17 protein-coding genes are annotated in these 17624 nt (G+C 70.5%); 7 read left to right on the forward strand and 10 right to left on the reverse strand.

Annotated elements, in window-relative coordinates:
- Window positions 1-300 precede the first annotated feature (300 nt).
- A complete protein-coding gene (locus tag OG788_RS34985; protein ID WP_351544399.1) occupies window positions 301-729 on the reverse strand; it encodes a hypothetical protein in 429 nt (142 codons plus the stop codon).
- A gap of 249 nt (window positions 730-978) precedes the next feature.
- Here OG788_RS34985 and OG788_RS34990 point away from each other — a divergent pair, with 249 nt between their 5' ends.
- Window positions 979-1260 carry an SHOCT domain-containing protein gene (locus OG788_RS34990; RefSeq protein ID WP_406375069.1) on the forward strand — a complete coding sequence of 94 codons (282 nt, stop codon included), beginning with the start codon at window positions 979-981 and terminating at the stop codon, window positions 1258-1260.
- A 181-nt stretch (window positions 1261-1441) separates the two neighbouring features.
- On the opposite strand, the gene OG788_RS34995 is transcribed toward OG788_RS34990, so the two are convergent.
- On the reverse strand, window positions 1442-1933 hold the full coding sequence (locus tag OG788_RS34995) for an NUDIX domain-containing protein (protein WP_406375070.1): 492 nt from the start codon (window positions 1931-1933) through the stop codon (window positions 1442-1444).
- A gap of 173 nt (window positions 1934-2106) precedes the next feature.
- On the reverse strand, window positions 2107-3192 hold the full coding sequence (locus tag OG788_RS35000) for an ADP-ribosylglycohydrolase family protein (protein WP_406375071.1): 1086 nt from the start codon (window positions 3190-3192) through the stop codon (window positions 2107-2109).
- Between the two features lie 252 nt (window positions 3193-3444).
- On the opposite strand from OG788_RS35000, the gene OG788_RS35005 reads away from it, so the two are divergent.
- Complete coding sequence (locus OG788_RS35005; RefSeq protein WP_351544387.1) at window positions 3445-4596, forward strand: glycerate kinase; 1152 nt, start codon at window positions 3445-3447, stop codon at window positions 4594-4596.
- A gap of 151 nt (window positions 4597-4747) precedes the next feature.
- On the opposite strand, the gene OG788_RS35010 is transcribed toward OG788_RS35005, so the two are convergent.
- Complete coding sequence (locus OG788_RS35010) at window positions 4748-6013, reverse strand: PucR family transcriptional regulator (RefSeq protein ID WP_406375072.1); 1266 nt, start codon at window positions 6011-6013, stop codon at window positions 4748-4750.
- Window positions 6014-6193: 180 nt separating this feature from the next.
- On the opposite strand from OG788_RS35010, the gene OG788_RS35015 reads away from it, so the two are divergent.
- The 5 genes from OG788_RS35015 (at window position 6194) to OG788_RS35035 (ending at window position 11143) form a co-directional block, all read left to right on the forward strand.
- Window positions 6194-7000 carry an ABC transporter ATP-binding protein gene (locus tag OG788_RS35015; RefSeq protein ID WP_351544382.1) on the forward strand — a complete coding sequence of 269 codons (807 nt, stop codon included), beginning with the start codon at window positions 6194-6196 and terminating at the stop codon, window positions 6998-7000.
- 85 nt (window positions 7001-7085) lie between these two features.
- Window positions 7086-7871, forward strand: coding sequence for an ABC transporter ATP-binding protein (locus OG788_RS35020; protein ID WP_351544420.1), 786 nt, complete (start codon window positions 7086-7088; stop codon window positions 7869-7871).
- Window positions 7868-8758 carry a branched-chain amino acid ABC transporter permease gene (locus OG788_RS35025; protein WP_351544379.1) on the forward strand — a complete coding sequence of 297 codons (891 nt, stop codon included), beginning with the start codon at window positions 7868-7870 and terminating at the stop codon, window positions 8756-8758. Before OG788_RS35020 ends, OG788_RS35025 begins: the two co-directional genes overlap by 4 nt.
- Complete coding sequence (locus OG788_RS35030; protein WP_406375073.1) at window positions 8751-9884, forward strand: branched-chain amino acid ABC transporter permease; 1134 nt, start codon at window positions 8751-8753, stop codon at window positions 9882-9884. The genes OG788_RS35025 and OG788_RS35030 overlap by 8 nt, the downstream gene beginning before the upstream one ends.
- Window positions 9881-11143 (forward strand): ABC transporter substrate-binding protein, encoded by a 1263-nt coding sequence (locus OG788_RS35035; protein ID WP_406375074.1) that lies wholly within the window; start codon window positions 9881-9883, stop codon window positions 11141-11143. The genes OG788_RS35030 and OG788_RS35035 overlap by 4 nt, the downstream gene beginning before the upstream one ends.
- Before the next feature lie 67 nt (window positions 11144-11210).
- Here the strand turns inward: OG788_RS35035 and pssA are convergent, their stop codons facing one another.
- From pssA to OG788_RS35065, 6 genes are all read right to left on the reverse strand, one after another.
- Window positions 11211-12029, reverse strand: a complete 819-nt coding sequence (pssA, locus tag OG788_RS35040) for a CDP-diacylglycerol--serine O-phosphatidyltransferase (protein WP_351544414.1) — start codon at window positions 12027-12029, stop codon at window positions 11211-11213.
- A 22-nt stretch (window positions 12030-12051) separates the two neighbouring features.
- The gene (locus tag OG788_RS35045; protein WP_266763816.1) at window positions 12052-12699 is read right to left on the reverse strand and encodes a phosphatidylserine decarboxylase; all 648 of its coding nucleotides are present in this window, start codon (window positions 12697-12699) and stop codon (window positions 12052-12054) included.
- A 170-nt stretch (window positions 12700-12869) separates the two neighbouring features.
- Window positions 12870-14075, reverse strand: coding sequence for an acyl-CoA dehydrogenase family protein (locus OG788_RS35050; protein WP_351544368.1), 1206 nt, complete (start codon window positions 14073-14075; stop codon window positions 12870-12872).
- A gap of 2 nt (window positions 14076-14077) precedes the next feature.
- The gene (locus tag OG788_RS35055; protein WP_010983353.1) at window positions 14078-14605 is read right to left on the reverse strand and encodes a MaoC family dehydratase; all 528 of its coding nucleotides are present in this window, start codon (window positions 14603-14605) and stop codon (window positions 14078-14080) included.
- A 5-nt stretch (window positions 14606-14610) separates the two neighbouring features.
- On the reverse strand, window positions 14611-15576 hold the full coding sequence (locus OG788_RS35060) for a CoA ester lyase (protein ID WP_351544365.1): 966 nt from the start codon (window positions 15574-15576) through the stop codon (window positions 14611-14613).
- Window positions 15573-17621 (reverse strand): protein meaA, encoded by a 2049-nt coding sequence (locus OG788_RS35065; RefSeq protein ID WP_406375075.1) that lies wholly within the window; start codon window positions 17619-17621, stop codon window positions 15573-15575. Before OG788_RS35065 ends, OG788_RS35060 begins: the two co-directional genes overlap by 4 nt.
- Window positions 17622-17624: the final 3 nt, after the last annotated feature.

Raw genomic sequence — 17624 nt, forward strand, 5'->3', positions numbered from 1 at the left:
CCTCGGTCGCGCCCCCGGACACCGCCGACCAGCGGTGTCCGGGGGCGCCGCCGCGCCCGCCGCGCCCTTCTGCGCTCGCCGTGCCCGTCGCGCCCGCCGTGCCCGCCGCACCCCTCTGCGCTCGCTGCGCCCGCCGTGCCCCCGGCTGAGGCTCGCGGGGCGTCGGAGCGGGGGTGAGTCGCGCGTCGGAGCGGAACGAGGAGCCGACAGAACCGACAGCGGCCCCGCACCGAGGTGCGGGGCCGCTGCTGGTCGGAGTGCGCTGGGAAGGCGCGGTCGGTCGCTTCCACCGGTCAGGTTCTAGTCGGTGCGGGCGTCCCGGCCGGACCCGACGCAGAGCGCCCAGATCACGAAGGCGTCGATGGCGATCAGAATGCTGGCCCACACCGGGGAGTACGGGAGCCACATGAAGTTGGCGATCATGGCCAGGCCCGCCAGGGTGATACCGACGATGCGGGCCCACAGCAGTCCGCGGAACACGGCGATGCCGGCGAGAACGACGAGGACGCCGAGGGTGAGGTGGATCCAGCCCCAGCTCGTGAGGTCGAAGCTGTAGGCGTAGTTGCGGGTGGTGACGAAGACGTCGTCCTCGGCGATGGCGGCGATGCCCTGGAATATCGCCATCGCACCGCCGAAGATCATCATGACGCCGGCGAAGGCGGTCCAGCCGGACACCCACGCGCCCGAACTGCCGGCGGTTCCCTGCCGGTGCATACCCGTCGTAGCCATTGCGAGCTCCTTCTGACTAGACCTCGCCACCGACCGGGTGACGGTCGGTGGCCACATTTCAGCTTGCCACGAGAATGACGGACCGGCAGATCGTCGGAAACCGCGCCGGCCGGAGACGAGATCGATGTGCGGGGGAATGCGTACGGTGCTCCAATGGACCTGTCCGGTGCGCCGAGAATTCGGCGGACCGCGAGGGATCGAATCCCTTCAGGGGCATTCCCTCCGCCTCGTGCCTGAAAGGAAACCACCGTGCCAGGTCTCCTCCGCGGGGTCGCCCGCACCGCCGTGGTGGCCGGTACGGCCACCGCCGTCTCGAATCGTGTGTCACGTCGTCAGCAGGGGCGATGGGCTCAGCAGGAATCCCAGCAGCAGTACCAGGAGCCGCCGCCCGCCGCCGCGCCCCCGCCCGCCGCGCCGACGGACGACATGACCAGCAAGATCGACCAGCTCAAGCAGCTGGGGGACCTCAAGGCCCAGGGCGTCCTCACCGAAGCCGAATTCGAGGAACAGAAGCGCCGGATCCTCGGCTGACCCGCGCACGATCGTCGACGGGAACCGGAACGAGAAGCGGGAACGAGAACGGGAGACGAGAACGGGAGACGAGAACGGGAGACGAGAACGGGAGACGAGAACGGGAGACGAGAACGGGAGACGAGAACGGGAGACGGGAACGCGGGCCCGGCGGCGGAGAGGTGAGCCCTCGGTCGCGGGGTCAGCCCACCCGGTGGCCGTTCTCCAGTTCCGCCGTCCCCGAGTCCTTCGCCAGGACGTCGAGTCCGGCGAGGACACGACGGCCCAGGGCGCCCGACAGATACGCGGCCAGTTCCTCGCGCGGCACCAGCCGCCAGGACAGCAGCTCCTCCTCCTGCAGCCGGATCGCCTCGAGGTCGTGCTCACCGAGCACTCCGCCGTCGTACAGATATGCCACCAGCGGCGGGCGCCCCGGCCCCTGGACCCAGTCGACGGCCAGCAGCCGTCCGAGCTCCACGTCGAGGCCGATCTCCTCGGCCGTCTCGCGGCGCGCGCCCTGCCGCGGGCTCTCCCCGGCGTCCGACTCCACGGTTCCGCCCGGCAGCGCCCAGCCCTCGCGGTAGTTCGGCTCGACGAGCAGCACCCGCCCCTCGGTGTCGCGGAAGAGAGCGGCGGCCCCGGCGAGGACACGGGGCAGACCGGCGATGTATGCGGCGAAGTCCGAAGTGGTCACCCGGGAAGGGTATCGAGCGCGTCCCGACGTTCCCCGGAGCCGGATGTTCCCCGGACTCGCTGCCCGGCCGCGCGCGAGTACCCAAGGGAGCGAGCCGGGGCGCCGACTCCAAAACCCTTCGGGCGTACGGTACTTCGGCGCCCTCGGTCAGGACGGACCGCCCCCCCCGCGCGCTAGATCCGGGCTCCGGCTCCGACTTCCGCCAACGCGACCGTGCGCGATGCCAGCTCGCTGATCCGTACGCCGTCGAAGCCGAACACCGCGCTGCGGACGGTGTCTTCCAGCGGGTCCTTCCACTGCGCGGGAATCGCGTCCGCCCCGCACAGGACGCCCGCCACGGAGCCGGCGGTCGCGCCGTTGGAGTCGGTGTCCAGGCCACCCCGGACGGTCAGCGTGATCGTGCGCGTGAAGTCGCCGTCGCCGTACAGGAGCCCGGCGGTCAGGACCGCCGCGTTCGGGACCGTGTGGATCCAGCCCATCCCGGCGGTCTCCTCGGACACCGTGGTGAGCGTGTCCTCCCAGGTCATCCGGGTCTCGTGAAGCGTGAGCACCCGTCGTACGGTGCGGGCCAGGCGGCTGCTGGCTGGGATCACGGTGAGTGCCGTGTCCAGCGCGTCCCGGACGGACGGGGCGGTGAAGGCCGCGGAGATCAGCGCCGCCGCCCACATCGCGCCGTACACGCCGTTGCCGGTGTGCGAGAGGACGGCGTCCCGGCGGGCCAGCGAGGCGGCGCGCCGCGGCAGCCCCGGGCAGGTCCAGCCGTAGACGTCGGCGCGGATCAGCGCGCCGATCCACTCCTGGTACGGGTTCTCGTACGTCGCCGTCAGCGGGGGCTTGAGCCCCTGGGCGAGGTTGCGGTACGCGGCCCGCTCCGCGGTGAACGTCTGGAGATACGGCAGGCGCAGCAGCCACAGGTCCCCCACCTGTTCGGTGCTGAACGAGAAGCCGTGCGTCTCCAGGAGGTCCAGCCCGAGGATCGCGTAGTCCACGTCGTCGTCACGGCAGCTGCCGTGGATGCGGCCGCGCACGCAGTCGCGCCACTCGGGCCGCAGCTCGAACTCGCCGCCCGCGCCGTCCTCGGCGGGTGCGGGGAGGTAGTCGGTCAGGGGCAGGGCCGCGGCCTGCCGCAGATAACGGTCGATCCGGTCCCGCGTCCAGTGGTCGCCCTGCTCGACCGGCTTGCCGAGCATGTTGCCCGCGATCCGGCCCAGCCAGCCCCCGAGGACGCGGTCGGCGATGTCTGTGCCCACAGGGGTCATGGCTCCGGTCTACCCAATTCCGGGCGGAGATGCTCGCTGTGGCACGGAAGCGGGCGCTCCGGGCGCCCTCGACGCCGCCGATGTCGAGCCCGGGAGCGTCGGCAGCGGGCCCCCACGGCCTGCCCCGCGGCCCGTCCCGCGACCTGTCCCGCGGGCTGGGCGGGGCATGGCGGCGGGGGCTTCCTCCGGTTAAGGTCGCAGCGGCGCGACTGCCTTGACGTGTGCAAGGCCCGGAAGCAAGGGGAATGCAAGGTGGCGGACGCTGCAGTGAATCGGACCCCGCGTGTGCTCATCGCCGCGGACAAGTTCAAGGGATCGCTGACGGCCGTGCAGGTCGCGGAGCGGGTGACGGCCGGACTGCGCCGGGTCGCGCCGCGGGTCGAGGTCGAGTCGCTGCCCGTGGCCGACGGCGGTGACGGCACCGTCGACGCGGCGGTCGCGGCCGGATTCGAGCGCCGCGAGGTGCGCGTCGCCGGACCGCTGGGCGACGAGGTGACCGCCGCGTACGCGCTGCGCGGTGACACCGCGGTCGTGGAGATGGCCGAGGCGAGCGGGTTGCAGCGGCTCCCCAAGGGCGTCTTCGCCCCGCTCTCGTCCTCGACGTACGGCTCCGGGGAACTCCTGCGCGCGGCACTGGACGCCGGTGCGCGCACCATCGTCTTCGGCGTGGGCGGCAGCGCGACGACGGACGGCGGCGCGGGCATGCTGTCCGCGCTCGGCGCGCGTTTCCTAGACGCGCACGGTGAGCCGGTGGCTCCCGGCGGCGCGGCACTGCGTGACGTGGAGACCGCCGATCTGTCGGGCCTGGACGACCGGCTCTCCGCGGTCGACCTCGTCCTCGCCAGCGATGTGGACAACCCGTTGACAGGCCCCAAGGGCGCGCCCGCCGTGTACGGCCCCCAGAAGGGGGCGGGTCCCGACGACGTGGCGACGCTGGACAGCGCACTCGCCCACTTCGCGACCGTCCTGGAGAAGGCGATCGGGCCGAAGGCGGCCGGGTACGCCTCGGCGCCCGGCGCGGGCGCCGCCGGCGGCATCGGCTACGGGGCTCTGGTGCTCGGCGCCCGCTTCCGGCCCGGCATCGAGGTGATGCTCGAGGTCCTCGGCTTCGCGGCCGCGCTGGAGCGCGCCACGCTGGTGATCACCGGTGAGGGGTCCCTCGACGAGCAGACGCTGCACGGAAAGGCGCCCGCGGGGGTCGCGGCGGCCGCCCGTGCCGAGGGCAAGGAGGTCGTCGCGGTCTGCGGCCGTCTCGCGCTCCCGCCGGAGGCGCTCGGGAGGGCCGGCATCCGGCGGGCGTATCCGCTCACCGAGGTCGAGCCCGACATCGCGACGTGCATCTCCGACGCGGGGCCGATCCTGGAGCGGGTGGCGGAGAACATCGGCCGGGACTTCCTGGTCTGAGGCCGCCCAAGGGATTCGGCGCCCCTCCGGCCCCCAGGGTCGGTCCGCCGTGCTGCTCTGGCGACCGGCGACCGGAGACTCGCGTCTGTCGCCCGGCGTCCGGGCGCCTGGCACCTGGTGTCTGAGACGCCAGACGCGTGACTCCGCCGTCTCACCGTCCCGTCCCCGTCCCCGCGACCGGGCCCGGGGACGGCCCCGCCCCCGTCCCCGCGACCGCCCTCGCGCCCGCCAGCCGGTAGGCGTCCAGGGCCAGGGTCATCTCGATCAGGTCGCGGGGGCGGGCCAGTGAGCGGGACGTCAGCTGCTCCAGCCGGCGCAGGCGGTTGAAGACGGTGTTCCGGTGGCAGTACAGGCGTCCCGCGGCCCGTCCCGCGGAGCCCTCGCAGGCCAGCCACATGTCCAGCGTCTCGATCAGCACGGCCCGGTCGCCCGGTTCGAGCTCCAGCAGCGCGCCGAACACGTCCGACACCAGCCGGTCCGCCAGCTCCGGCTGGCTCACGACGAGCGCCGTCGGCATCCGCTGATCGAGGCGTACGACATCGGTCGCGTCCGGCGGACAGGTGCGCAGCGCCAGTTCGGCCCACCGCCGGGCCCGGCCCAGTTCGCCGAGTCCCGAGACCACGGGGCTGATACCGCCCGGACCCGAGCGCCGTCCGTCGAGCAGCCGGGCCACCGCGTCCAGGCCCTGCTCGGCGTCCAGCGCCACCACTCCGATCTCGCAGTCGGCCCGCATCCGCCAGATGAACCGCAGCCCCGCCCCCAGCATCGGCCGGACGCAGCCGTCCCGTCCGTCGTGGCGCTCCGTCCGCAGCACCACGACCGCGTACGGTCCGTGCTCGGGCAGATCGAGCCCGGCGGCCGCACGCGCCGCGAGTCCCGGCGCCTCCTGGCCCTCCAGCAGAGCGTCGAGCAGGGCCTGCAACTGCTCGTCCGTGCGCCGCCGCAGCTCCCGTTCCGTGGCGAGGTAGGACTCCGACGCGGTCGTGGCCTGCGCGTCCACGGCCGACCAGACCATCGTGGCGCACCGCATGAGCACCGCGAGGCGCTCGGGCTCCCGGCTCGCCGCGCTCTCCATCAGCGCGTCCCACACCAGATAGCCCGCGGCACGGTAGGCGTGCACGAGGAGTTCGAGCGGCAGCCCCTGCTGGGCCCGCCGCCGGCCCGCCGCCTCGGCGTGCTCCAGATCGCGGCGTGGTGAGTCCCGCGGCGCGGAGATCGCCTGGATGCCGATCCGCATCGCGGTCTCCGCCTCCCGCCACTGCTGGTCGTACGGCAGCACCTGTCCGTAGACGGCGGAGTACTCGGTGAGCTGCCTGACGTGCTCGTCGACGAGCTCGGGCAGCCGGTCCAGCAGAGCCACACACGACTCCGCGAGCAGCTTCCAGTCATGACCGGTCCGCGGTCTGCGCCCTCCCATGGCCGGAGGATGCCACCGGGACGCGGGGTCGCACAGGCCCCTGACACGCGGTGTTGTGCGCGTGCACAACGGGCGGGCGCCACCGCTGGGCTCCCGCCGCGTTTCGGCCGTACCCCGTGGACGGGGGTGTCCGCCGGTGCTGAGGTGAGCGCCACACCGAGCGAGGACAAGGGAGATGCCATGGGCGGTTCCGCTCTGCTCGTGCGGGAACTGTCGGTCGGATACGGCCCCGTACGCGCACTGCGTCACGTGTCGTTGGAGGTGCCCGAGGGAACCGTGGTGACGGTCCTGGGCGGCAATGGCGCGGGCAAGTCGACGCTGCTGCGGGCGGTGTGCCGGACCCTCTCCTTCCACGGAGGAGCGGTCACCGGCGGCACGGTCACGCTGGGCGGACGACCGCTGGACCGGCTGGCGCCGGACCGGGTGGTGGCCGCCGGGGTGTCCCAAGTCCCGGAAGGGCGGCGGGTGTTCAGCCGGATGACGGTCGCGGACAATCTGCGCGCCGGAGCACTCGGCGGCACCGGCGGCCGAGTGGACCGGGCCCGCGCGCTGCGGCGCGTGCACGACCTGTTCCCGGTCCTCGCCGACCGCGCCCAGCAGCGCGCGGGACTGCTGTCCGGCGGTGAGCAGCAGATGCTCGCGGTCGGCCGGGCTCTCATGGGCGCCCCCAAGGTGCTGCTGTTGGACGAACCGTCACTCGGGCTCGCCCCGCTGATGGCCGCGCGGATCGCCGACACCGTGCGGGAGATCAACGAACAGGGCACCTCCGTCCTGCTCGTCGAACAGAACGCGGCCCTCGCGCTGCGACTCGCCTCCAGGGCCTACGTCCTGGAGGTCGGTGAGGTGACGCTGTCCGGTCCCGCGGCCGAGCTCGCCGCCTCCGACGAGGTGCGCCGTCGCTATCTCGGCGTGGTCGACGAGGACGCCGCGGCCGACGGGGCACCCGCGCGCGACGGCCTCCCGTCCCTGTCCCGATGGAAGGGGTGAACCCACCGTGGAAGAACACCACAGCGCGGCGACACACGTCGCCGCCGAGAGCGCCGCGGCCACCGGGACGACCGTGGCCTCCGACATTCCGCCGCTCGCCGTCCGGGACGTGACGGTCCGGTTCGCGGGACTGACCGCGCTCGACGCGGTGAGCTTCACCGTGCGACCGGGCACCGTGCATGCCCTCATCGGCCCGAACGGTGCCGGAAAATCCACCTGCTTCAACGTGCTGTCCGGAGTCTGCCGGCCCGCCGCCGGAAGCGTCCGCCTCGGGGATCAGGAGCTCACCGGCCTGCCGCCGCACCGGATCGCCGGGCTCGGGGTGGCGCGCATCTTCCAGAACCTCGCCCTGCCGCCGCACGCCACCGTCGAGGACTGTCTGCTGCTCGGCCGTCACCGGCTGACCCGCGCCGGATTCCTCGCCGCGGGTCTGCGGCTGCCCGCGGCGGCGCGCGAGGACCGGCGGCACCGCGAACGCGTCCGAGAGATCGCGGCGTTCGTGGGCATCGAGGGCCAGCTCGACCGTCCCGCCGGTTCACTCCCGTACGGGCAGCAGAAGCTCGCCGAGCTCGCCCGGGCCCTGTGCATGGAGCCGCGGGTCCTGCTCCTGGACGAACCCGTCGCGGGCATGACCGCGGACGAACGGCGCCGTACCGCCGCGGTCGTCGCCGGGGTCCGCGACAGCCTCGGCATCTCGATCGTGCTGGTGGAACACGACATGGGGGTGGTCATGCGGCTCGCGGACGCGGTGACCGTACTGGACTTCGGGCGCCGTATCGCCGACGGCGCCCCCGGAGACGTACAGAACGATCCGGCGGTGGTGCGTGCCTATCTGGGCGAGCGCGCCGAGCCAGAGGAGAACGCTTCATGAGCACCTTCGTCGAACTCCTGCTCAACGGCCTGTCGATGGGTTCCGTCTACGCCCTCATCGCCCTGGGCTTCGTCGTCATCTTCCGGGCCACCGAGGTCGTCAACTTCGCGCACGCCTCCCTGCTGCTCGCGGGCGGCTATGTCACCGCGACCCTCCACGACGACATCGGCTTCTGGCCCGCCCTGCTCGCCGGTGTCGCGGGCGCCGCGCTGGTGGGGGCCGCCGTGGAGTTCCTGGTGATGCGCCGCTACCGGGGCTCCGACCAGAGCGTCCTCGCCATCGTCACCATCGGCGTCGACATCCTGCTCACCACCGAGCTGACCCGCCGTATCGGCACCGACGTGCTGGCCCTGGGCGACCCCTGGGGCAACGCCGTCCTCACCGTCGGGCCGGTCTCCATCGCCCACACCCGGATCGCGGCGTTCGTCGCGGCGGCCCTGCTCATCACGGCCTTCCTGCTGGCCTTCCGCTACACGTCCTGGGGCGTGGCGATGCGCGCCACCGCGGAGAGCCCGGAGACCGCGGCCCTGATGGGGGTCCGGCTCGGCCGGGTGTCCCTCGGGGCCTGGGCGGTGGCGGGCGGCCTCGCGGCCGTCGCCGCGCTGTTCCTGACCGTCTTCCCGACACCCGGTCTGGAACGCGCCACCTCGCTGGCCGCGCTCAAGGCGTTCCCCGCGGCGATCCTCGGCGGCCTGGACTCGACGACCGGCGCGCTGGTCGGCGGTCTCCTCGTCGGGGTCACCGAATCCCTGGCCACCGGCTACCAGAGCGACCTCACCTTCCTCGGGCGCGGCCTCGGCGATCTCGCGCCCTACGTGGTCATGGTCGCGATCCTGCTCATCCGGCCCGCCGGGCTGTTCGGTACGAAGGAGCTCGCCCGTGTCTGAGGTCCTCACCCGCGACGAGGCGAGCAGCGCGCCCAGGACCGCTCGTCGCCGCACCGTCCGGCTGCCCGGCACGCGGACCGCCCTGTGGGCCGCCGGAGCCGTCCTGCTGCTGGCGCTGCCGTTCTATCTCGACCGCTTCTGGCTCCAGGCCGGTCTGTTCGCGATGGCCGCGGCCATCGGCGCGATCGGTCTCAACCTCCTCACCGGAGCGACCGGGCAGCTCTCCATGGGGCACGCGTTCTTCCTCGCGGTCGGTGCGTACGGCTACTGCGTGTTCGCGGCCGACGGGGGCGACGGACTGACCGGTCTGGGACTGCCCACCTGGCTCGCGGCCGTGCTCGCCGTGGCCCTCTCCGGAATCGCCGGCGGTGTGTTCAGCCCGATCGCGGGGCGACTGCGCGGCGCCTACCTCGGCATCGCCACGCTCGCCCTGATCTTCATCGGGCAGCACGTCCTGTTCAACGCCCGGGACGTGACGGGTGGCTTCAACGGCCGCGACGTACCGCCGCTGAGCCTCTTCGGTCTCACCTTCGACGACCGCGAGCTCGTCGTGGCCGCGGTGCCGTTCGGTTCGGCCGAGAAGCTCTGGTACGCGGGTCTGGTGCTGCTCCTGGGCTGCGGGCTCTTCGCCCGCGGGGTGCTGCGCGGGCGACCCGGCCGGGCCATGAACGCGATCCGCGACCACCGGATCGCGGCCGGGGTGATCGGCGTACCCGTCGCCCGCTACCGCGCGGCCGTCTTCGTCCTGTCCTCGATGTACGCGGGCCTGGCGGGGGTGCTGCTCGCTCTGGTCTTCCAGCGCACGGTGCCCGACTACTTCGGGATCACGCTGTCGCTCGAATACCTCGCCATGATCGTCATCGGCGGGCTCGGTTCGGTCGCCGGGGCCGTGGTGGGGGCCGTCTTCGTCTCGCTGCTGCCGCAGCTGCTGACCCGCTACAGCGACGCGCTGCCCCTGGTCTCCGACCCGGGCACGGGCGGGATCGCGCCCGGCGAGGCGGCCCGGTACCTGTACGGCGCCGCCGTCGTGGCGGTGGTGCTCTTTCTTCCGGGCGGCCTGGTCAGGGTGGCCGCCCGGCTTCGCGTCAAACCCCGTCCCGGGGCCACTCCAGGGGAGGAACGATGAGAACGACACACACGGCGAGGCTGGCCGCGGGGGCGCTGGCAGCCCTGCTCGTGCTGGCCGGCTGCAGCTCCAAGGCCAAGGACGACGGTGACGGCAAGCAGGCGGCCGGCGGGGTGAAGACCGGCGAAGGGATCTCGGGCAAGACGATCGGGCTCGGGGTGCTCACCGACATGACGGGCGTCTACGCGACGCTCGGCAAGAGCGTCACCCAGGCCCAGCAGCTCTATGTGAAGCAGACCAACGCCGCCGGCGGCGTCTGCGGCTACAAGCTGGCGCTGACGGTCCGCGACCACGGCTACGACCCGCAGAAGGCCGTCTCCGGCTACACGGAGCTGGCGCCGAAGGTGCTGGGCTTCACCCAGTTCATCGGCTCCCCCTTCGTCGCCGCCGTCAAGAAGCGCATCGACGGCCAGGACAAGGGTCTGGTCCTGCCGCAGGCCTGGTCGGCCACCCTGCTGGGCAGCCCCTACATCCGGGTCATCGGTTCCACGTACGACATCGAGACGATCAACGCGATCGACTTCCTGATGAAGGAGAAGGGCCTCAAGAAGGGCGACAAGATCGGCCACGTGTACTTCGAGGGGGACTACGGCGAGAACGCCCTGACGGGCTCCCGGTACATCGCGAAGCAGGCGGGCCTCAAGGTCGTCGAGCAGAAGATCAAGCCGACGGACAACGACATGACCGGCCAGGTCGTCGCGCTGAAGAAGGCCGGGGTGAAGGCCGTCGTGATCAGCGCGGGACCGCGGCAGGCGGCCTCGCTCGTCGGGGTCGCGGCGGCCGGCAAGTTCAATGTGCCGATCATCGGCAACAACTCGGCGTTCGCCCCGCAGCTCCTCGCCACCGCGGCGGCCCCGGCCCTGGAGGCGAACTACTACGTGGCCTCGCCCTCGCTGCCGATCGGGGCGGACACCCCGGAGGCGAAGAAGCTGGTCGCGGACTACAAGGCCGCCTATCCGAAGGACTCCCTGGACAACGGCGTGGTGGCCGGCTGGACGGCCGCGTCGGCGTTCGGCGAGGCGCTGAAGAAGGCCTGCGCGGCCAAGGACCTCACCCGCGAGGGCGTCGACAAGGCCCTGCTGACCATCGACGCGTTCGACCCGGGGTTCGGCATCACCCAGGACTTCACCGACCCGAAGGCCGCGTCCTCGAAGAAGAGCGTCATTCTGCAGCCCGACAAGGACGCGGTGGGCGGCATGAAGGTCGTCCGTGAGGCCGAGGCCTCGTCCGTCGCCGAGGGGTACACACCCGGCGGCTGACATCCCCCGCTCACGAGGAAGGGCCCCGAACCTTGTGGTTCGGGGCCCTTCCGCTGCGTACGGGGTGTTACGGGAGCTGTGCGGCTCGTGCCTCACGCCGGTTGCCCCGGAAGTTGTTCACCCGGCGGGCCGTGGCGAACAGCGGGATCACCGCGCCCATGACGAGCTGCAGCGCACAGCCGGTCTGGAGGAGCAGCTGGCCGCCCGGGGCGTCGAACGCCCACGCCGCCAGGAGACCCATCGAGAGCACGATCCAGGAGAGCATCGCGACCGCGAGGCGACCCCGCGGCTTGGGGTACTCGACCCGGCTCACCATCAGCCAGGCGGTGCCGATGATCGCCATGAGCGTGGCGGCGAACGGCAGCTCGAGCAGCACGATGGAGACCACCGTCAGCGCGCCGAAGGGGCTCGGCATGCCCTGGAACGTGCCGTCCTTCACCGTGACGCAGGAGAATCTCGCGAGCCTCAGCACCACGGCCAGCAGCACCACGATCGCTCCGACCGCCGCCACCTTCTGGTACGCGTCGTCCGCGACCATGCCGTACACCAGGACGAAGTACGCCGGTGCCAGGCCGAAGCTGATCAGGTCGGACAGGTTGTCCAGCTCGGCGCCCATGGGGGAGGAGCGCAGCTTGCGGGCCACCAGGCCGTCGAACAGGTCGAAGACCGCGGCGCAGAGCATCAGGATGACGGCCGTCGCGGCGGAGTGACGGGCCATGCCCGACTCGTCGCTGCCCGTGAGGTGCGGGATCAGGATGCCGGTGGTGGTGAAGTACACCGCCATGAAGCCGCACGTGGCGTTACCGAGGGTGAGCGTGTCCGCTATCGAGAGGCGGAGCGAGAGGGGCATCTCCTCGTCGTCGTCCACCTCGTCGGCCTCCGGCACCCAGCCTGCCTGTGTCTCGGGATCAATCACGGTCAATTCGAGTCACCCCAGCCACGGTCTTCTGACCGACCTCCACGTCGACCTCGACACCCTCGGGAAGGTAGATGTCCACACGCGAGCCGAAGCGGATCAGACCGATCCGGTCGCCCTGCTCGACCTTGGTGCCCTGAGGGATGTAAGGGACGATGCGGCGGGCGACCGCGCCGGCGATCTGGATCATCTCGATGTCACCGAGCTCGGTGTCGAAGTGCCAGACGACGCGTTCGTTGTTCTCGCTCTCCTTGTTGAACGCCGGAACGAACCCACCCGGGATGTGCTCGACCGACGTCACCGTGCCGGAGAGGGGCGCGCGGTTGACGTGGACGTTGAGCGGGCTCATGAAGATCGCGACGCGGGTGCGTCCGTCCTTCCACGGCATGATGCTCTGCACCACACCGTCGGCGGGCGAGATGACACGGCCCTGGGCGATCTCACGCTCGGGGTCGCGGAAGAACCACAGCATCCCGGCCGCGAGCGCGGTGGCGGGTACGGCCACGGCCTTGGCCGCGCCGGAACGGCGCGAACGGGCCAGGCTGAGTGCTGCGGTGGCAACGGTCGGGAGAAGCCACGGCGATGCTCCGCGCGCGAGGCGGACCCGGCCGCGAGGTGCAGAGGTTTGGCTGTGGGGCATGGATGACCTTCGTAGCGGATGATGCCGCGCTCGAACGGGGGACGGCGGCTTTCACGCGATCGTACCGGTCGCAGACCGCAACTGGGCAAGCCAGGAAGCGGAGTCGACGGCTGAAGAGTGTTGACGGGGTGTGATCTTCTTCGCGAAGAAAACACCCCGAACTCGGACATCTAGCCCTGGAGTCGATACTCTTCGAGCAGTCGGCGCCCGATGATCATTTTCTGGATCTCGGCGGTACCTTCGCCGATCAACAGCATCGGCGCCTCACGGTAGAGGCGCTCGATCTCGTACTCCTTGGAGAAGCCGTAGCCGCCGTGGATCCGGAACGCATCTTCGACGACCTCCTTGCAGTATTCGGAGGCGAGGTACTTCGCCATCCCTGCTTCGAGGTCGTTTCGTTCCCCGGAGTCCTTTTTGCGTGCTGCGTTCACCATCATTGCATGGGCGGCCTCGACCTTGGTAGCCATCTCGGCCAGCTTGAACTGGATCGCCTGGTGCTGGGCGATCGGCTTGCCGAAAGTGTGACGTTGCTGGGCATAGGAGACGCCGAGCTCAAATGCACGCTGAGCGACACCGCAGCCACGAGCCGCGACATTGACGCGGCCGACCTCGACTCCGTCCATCATTTGGTAAAACCCTCGGCCCGTGGTGCCGCCGAGTACCCGATTGGCCGGAATGCGCAGTCCGTCCATGATGAGTTCGGTCGTGTCGACGCCCTTGTAACCCATCTTGTCGATCTTCCCGGGAATGGTGAGGCCGGGGCGGACCTCTCCGAAGCCGGGCTCCTTCTCCACCAGGAAGGTCGTCATCGACTTGTGGGGCGCCGTGCCCTCGGGGTGTCCTTCGTCACTTCGGACCAGAACGGCCACCAGATTCGATGATCCACCGTTCGTCAGCCACATCTTCTGGCCGTTCAGGACGTACTCGTCGCCGTCCTTCACCGCCTTCGACGTGATCGCCGACACATCCGAGCCGAGCGCCGGCTCCGACATCGAGAACGCGCCACGCACCTCGCCCAGCGCCATGCGGGGCAGGAAGTGGTCCTTCTGCTCCTGCGTGCCGTGCTGCTTGAGCATGTACGCCACGATGAAGTGGGTGTTGATGATGCCGGAGACCGACATCCAGCCGCGGGCGATCTCCTCGACGCACAGCGCGTACGTCAGGAGGGACTCGCCCAGGCCGCCGTACTCCTCGGGGATCATCAGCCCGAAGAGGCCCAGCTCCTTGAGGCCGTCGACGATTTCTTGCGGGTACTCGTCGCGGTGCTCCAGCTCGGTCGCGACCGGGATGATCTCCTTGTCCACGAAGTCGCGGACGGTGGAGAGGATCTCCTGCTGGACGTCGGTCAGACCGGCGGTCTGGGCGAGTCGCGCCATGACTACTTCTCCGTCTTCTTTTCCGCGGGTGCGGTGAGTTCGGGCCGGCCGGGCTGCTCGCCGCCGCGCTCCTTGATGTACGTCTCGGTGGGGACCATCACCTTGCGGCGGAACACGCAGACCAGCGTGCCGTCCTGCTTGTAGCCCTTGGTCTCGACGTAGACGATCCCGCGGTCCGACTTGGACCGGGAGGGCGTCTTGTCGAGGACCGTGGTCTCGCCGTAGATCGTGTCGCCGTGGAAGGTCGGCGCCACGTGCTTCAGCGACTCGACCTCCAGGTTGGCGATCGCCTTGCCCGAGACGTCCGGCACGGACATGCCGAGGAGCAGCGAGTAGATGTAGTTCCCCACGACGACGTTCTTGCCGAAATCGGTCGTCTTCTCCGCATAGTTGGTGTCCATGTGGAGGGGGTGGTGGTTCATGGTCAGCAGACAGAAGAGGTGGTCGTCGTACTCCGTGACCGTCTTCCCGGGCCAGTGCTTGTAGACCGCCCCGACCTCGAACTCTTCGTAGGTGCGTCCGAACTGCATGGTGCTCAGGCCTCCGGGGCTTCGAACTTGGACGTGCGCTGCATGCCGGCGGCCCGGCCCTTGCCCGAGATGACGAGCGCCATCTTGCGGCTGGCCTCGTCGATCATCTCGTCGCCGAGCATCGCGGAGCCCTTCTTGCCGCCCGCCTCGGACGTGTAGTAGTCGTACGCGTCCAGGATCAGCTCGGCGTGGTCGAAGTCCTCCTGCGAGGGGGAGAAGATCTCGTTGGAGGCCTCCACCTGACCCGGGTGCAGCACCCACTTGCCGTCGAAGCCGAGGGCCGCGGCGCGCTGGGCGACCGCGCGGTAGCCGTCGATGTTGCGGATCTGGAGGTAGGGACCGTCGATCGCCTGGAGGTTGTTGGCGCGCGCGGCCATCAGGATCTTCATCAGGATGTAGTGGTAGGCGTCCGCCGGGTAGCCGGGCGGCTGCTCGCCCACGACCAGCGACTTCATGTTGATCGACGCCATGAAGTCGGCCGGGCCGAAGATGATCGTCTCCACGCGCTGGGAGGCGGTGGCGATCTCGTTGACGTTGTTCAGGCCCTGGGCGTTCTCGATCTGCGCCTCGATGCCGATCTTGCCGACCTCGAAGCCCATCGTCTTCTCGATCTGCGTCAGCAGCAGGTCAAGGGCTACGACCTGCTCGGCCGTCTGCACCTTCGGCAGCATGATGCAGTCGAGGTTCTGCCCCGCGCCCTCGACGACCGTGACGACATCGCGGTACGTCCACTCGGTCGTCCAGTCGTTGACGCGCACGACCCGCGTCTTGCCGGTCCAGTCACCCTCGTTGAGGAACTTGACGATGGTGTGCCGGGCCTCGGGCTTGGCCAGCGGCGCGCACGCGTCCTCCAGGTCGAGGAAGACCTGGTCCGCGGGGAGCCCCTGGGCCTTCTCCAGGAAGCGGGGGTTGCTGCCCGGCACGGCGAGGCAGGAGCGTCGCGGACGCAGACGGTTGACGGGCGTGGTCATGCGGGGACCTCCAGGGGGTCGAGCTTGTTCGCTTTCCGGATCTCGTCGACGATACGGCCGATGATTCCGGTGATGTCGAAGTCCTTCGGGGTGAAGACCGCGGCCACTCCTGCGGCCCGCAGCTGTTCGGCGTCGGCGTTCGGGATGATCCCGCCCGCGATCACCGGGATGTCGCCCGCACCGGCCGTGCGCAGCTTCTCCAGGACGTCCGGCACCAGCTGGGCGTGCGAGCCGGACAGGATGGACAGGCCCACGGCGTGCACGTCCTCGGCCACGGCCGCGTCCACGATCTGCTCCGGGGTGAGCCGGATGCCCTGGTAGACCACCTCGAAGCCGGCGTCACGGGCCCGCACGGCGATCTGCTCGGCGCCGTTGGAGTGACCGTCCAGGCCCGGCTTGCCCACCAGGAAGCGGAGCTTGCCGACGTTCATGTCCTTCGCGGTCAGCTCCACCTTGCGGCGCACCAGGGCGAGCCCGGTGCCCTCCTCGGCGGTGACCGCGACGGGCGCGGACGAGACGCCGGTCGGGGCGCGGAACTCGCCGAACACCTCACGCAGGGCCCCGGCCCACTCGCCGGTCGTGACACCGGCGCGGGCGCACTCCAGGGTGGCCTCCATGAGGTTGGCGGTGCCCTTCGCGGCCTCCTTCAGCCGCTCCAGCGCCTTGCACGGGCGCGGGTGGTTGAAGGGCGGCTGGTAGCGCGTGTCCCGCCAGTTCTGGAGCGCGGAGATCACCCGGGCCTCGACCGCGGGGTCGACGGTCTGGATCGCCGCGTCCAGGTCGGCCGTGAGCGGGTTGGGCTCGGTCGACTCGTAGATGTTGACGCCGACGATCTTCTCCTTGCCGGACTCGATGCGGCCCCGGCGTTCGGCGTGCGAGGAGACGAGCTGCGACTTCAGATAGCCGGACTCGACGGCGGCCATCGCGCCGCCCATCTCCTCGATCCGGTCGATCTCGGCCAGCGACTCCTCGACGAGGGCCGCCACCTTGGCCTCGACGACGTGCGAGCCCTCGAAGATGTCCTCGTACTCCAGCAGGTCGCTCTCGTGCGCCAGCACCTGCTGGATGCGCAGCGACCACTGCTGGTCCCACGGGCGCGGCAGGCCCAACGCCTCGTTCCAGGCGGGCAGTTGGACGGCACGCGCGCGGGCGTCCTTGGAGAGGGTCACGGCCAGCATCTCGAGCACGATGCGCTGGACGTTGTTCTCCGGCTGCGCCTCGGTCAGACCGAGGGAGTTGACCTGGACGCCGTACCGGAAGCGCCGCTGCTTGGGGTTCTCGATGCCGTACCGCTCGCGCGTGATCTTGTCCCAGATCCGCCCGAAGGCCCGCATCTTGCACATCTCCTCGATGAAGCGGACGCCCGCGTTCACGAAGAAGGAGATACGGGCCACGACATCGCCCTTGCGGTCCTCGGCGATCTGCCCGGACGCGAACACCGCGTCCAGGACGGCGATCGCGGTGGACATCGCGTACGCGATCTCCTGGACCGGCGTGGCGCCCGCCTCCTGCAGGTGGTAGCTGCAGATGTTGATCGGGTTCCACTTGGGGATGTGGTTGACCGTGTACGTGATCATGTCCGTCGTGAGACGGAGGGAGGGCACCGGCGGGAAGACGTGCGTCCCGCGCGAGAGGTACTCCTTCACGATGTCGTTCTGGGTCGTCCCCTGGAGCTTGGTGATGTCGGCACCCTGCTCCTCGGCGACGACCTGATAGAGCGCCAGCATCCACATGGCGGTGGCGTTGATGGTCATCGAGGTGTTCATCTGCTCCAGGGGGATGTCCTGGAACAGCCGGCGCATGTCACCGAGGTGCGAGACCGGCACGCCGACCCGGCCGACCTCGCCGCGGGCGAGGATGTGGTCGGGGTCGTAGCCGGTCTGCGTCGGCAGGTCGAAGGCCACGGAGAGACCCGTCTGCCCCTTGGCGAGGTTGCGCCGGTACAACTCGTTGGACGCCTCGGCCGTGGAGTGGCCGGCGTACGTGCGCATGAGCCACGGCCGGTCCTTCTCCCTGCGCCCCTCTGTGGTCTGACGCTCTGTCATGGA

The sequence above is a fragment of the Streptomyces sp. NBC_00647 genome (assembly GCF_045207245.1).
GTDB lineage: Bacteria > Actinomycetota > Actinomycetes > Streptomycetales > Streptomycetaceae > Streptomyces.

Excerpts from the sequence above, each read along its gene's own strand:
- OG788_RS34985 (WP_351544399.1), bottom strand. The coding sequence starts at position 729 with ATGGCTACGACGGGTATGCACCGGCAGGGAACCGCCGGCAGTTCGGGC.
- OG788_RS35000 (WP_406375071.1), bottom strand. The coding sequence starts at position 3,192 with ATGACCCCTGTGGGCACAGACATCGCCGACCGCGTCCTCGGGGGCTGG.
- OG788_RS35010 (WP_406375072.1), bottom strand. The coding sequence starts at position 6,013 with ATGGGAGGGCGCAGACCGCGGACCGGTCATGACTGGAAGCTGCTCGCG.
- OG788_RS35015 (WP_351544382.1), top strand. The coding sequence starts at position 6,194 with ATGGGCGGTTCCGCTCTGCTCGTGCGGGAACTGTCGGTCGGATACGGC.
- OG788_RS35025 (WP_351544379.1), top strand. The coding sequence starts at position 7,868 with ATGAGCACCTTCGTCGAACTCCTGCTCAACGGCCTGTCGATGGGTTCC.
- OG788_RS35035 (WP_406375074.1), top strand. The coding sequence starts at position 9,881 with ATGAGAACGACACACACGGCGAGGCTGGCCGCGGGGGCGCTGGCAGCC.
- OG788_RS35045 (WP_266763816.1), bottom strand. The coding sequence starts at position 12,699 with ATGCCCCACAGCCAAACCTCTGCACCTCGCGGCCGGGTCCGCCTCGCG.
- OG788_RS35050 (WP_351544368.1), bottom strand. The coding sequence starts at position 14,075 with ATGGCGCGACTCGCCCAGACCGCCGGTCTGACCGACGTCCAGCAGGAG.
- OG788_RS35055 (WP_010983353.1), bottom strand. The coding sequence starts at position 14,605 with ATGCAGTTCGGACGCACCTACGAAGAGTTCGAGGTCGGGGCGGTCTAC.
- OG788_RS35060 (WP_351544365.1), bottom strand. The coding sequence starts at position 15,576 with ATGACCACGCCCGTCAACCGTCTGCGTCCGCGACGCTCCTGCCTCGCC.
- OG788_RS35065 (WP_406375075.1), bottom strand. The coding sequence starts at position 17,621 with ATGACAGAGCGTCAGACCACAGAGGGGCGCAGGGAGAAGGACCGGCCG.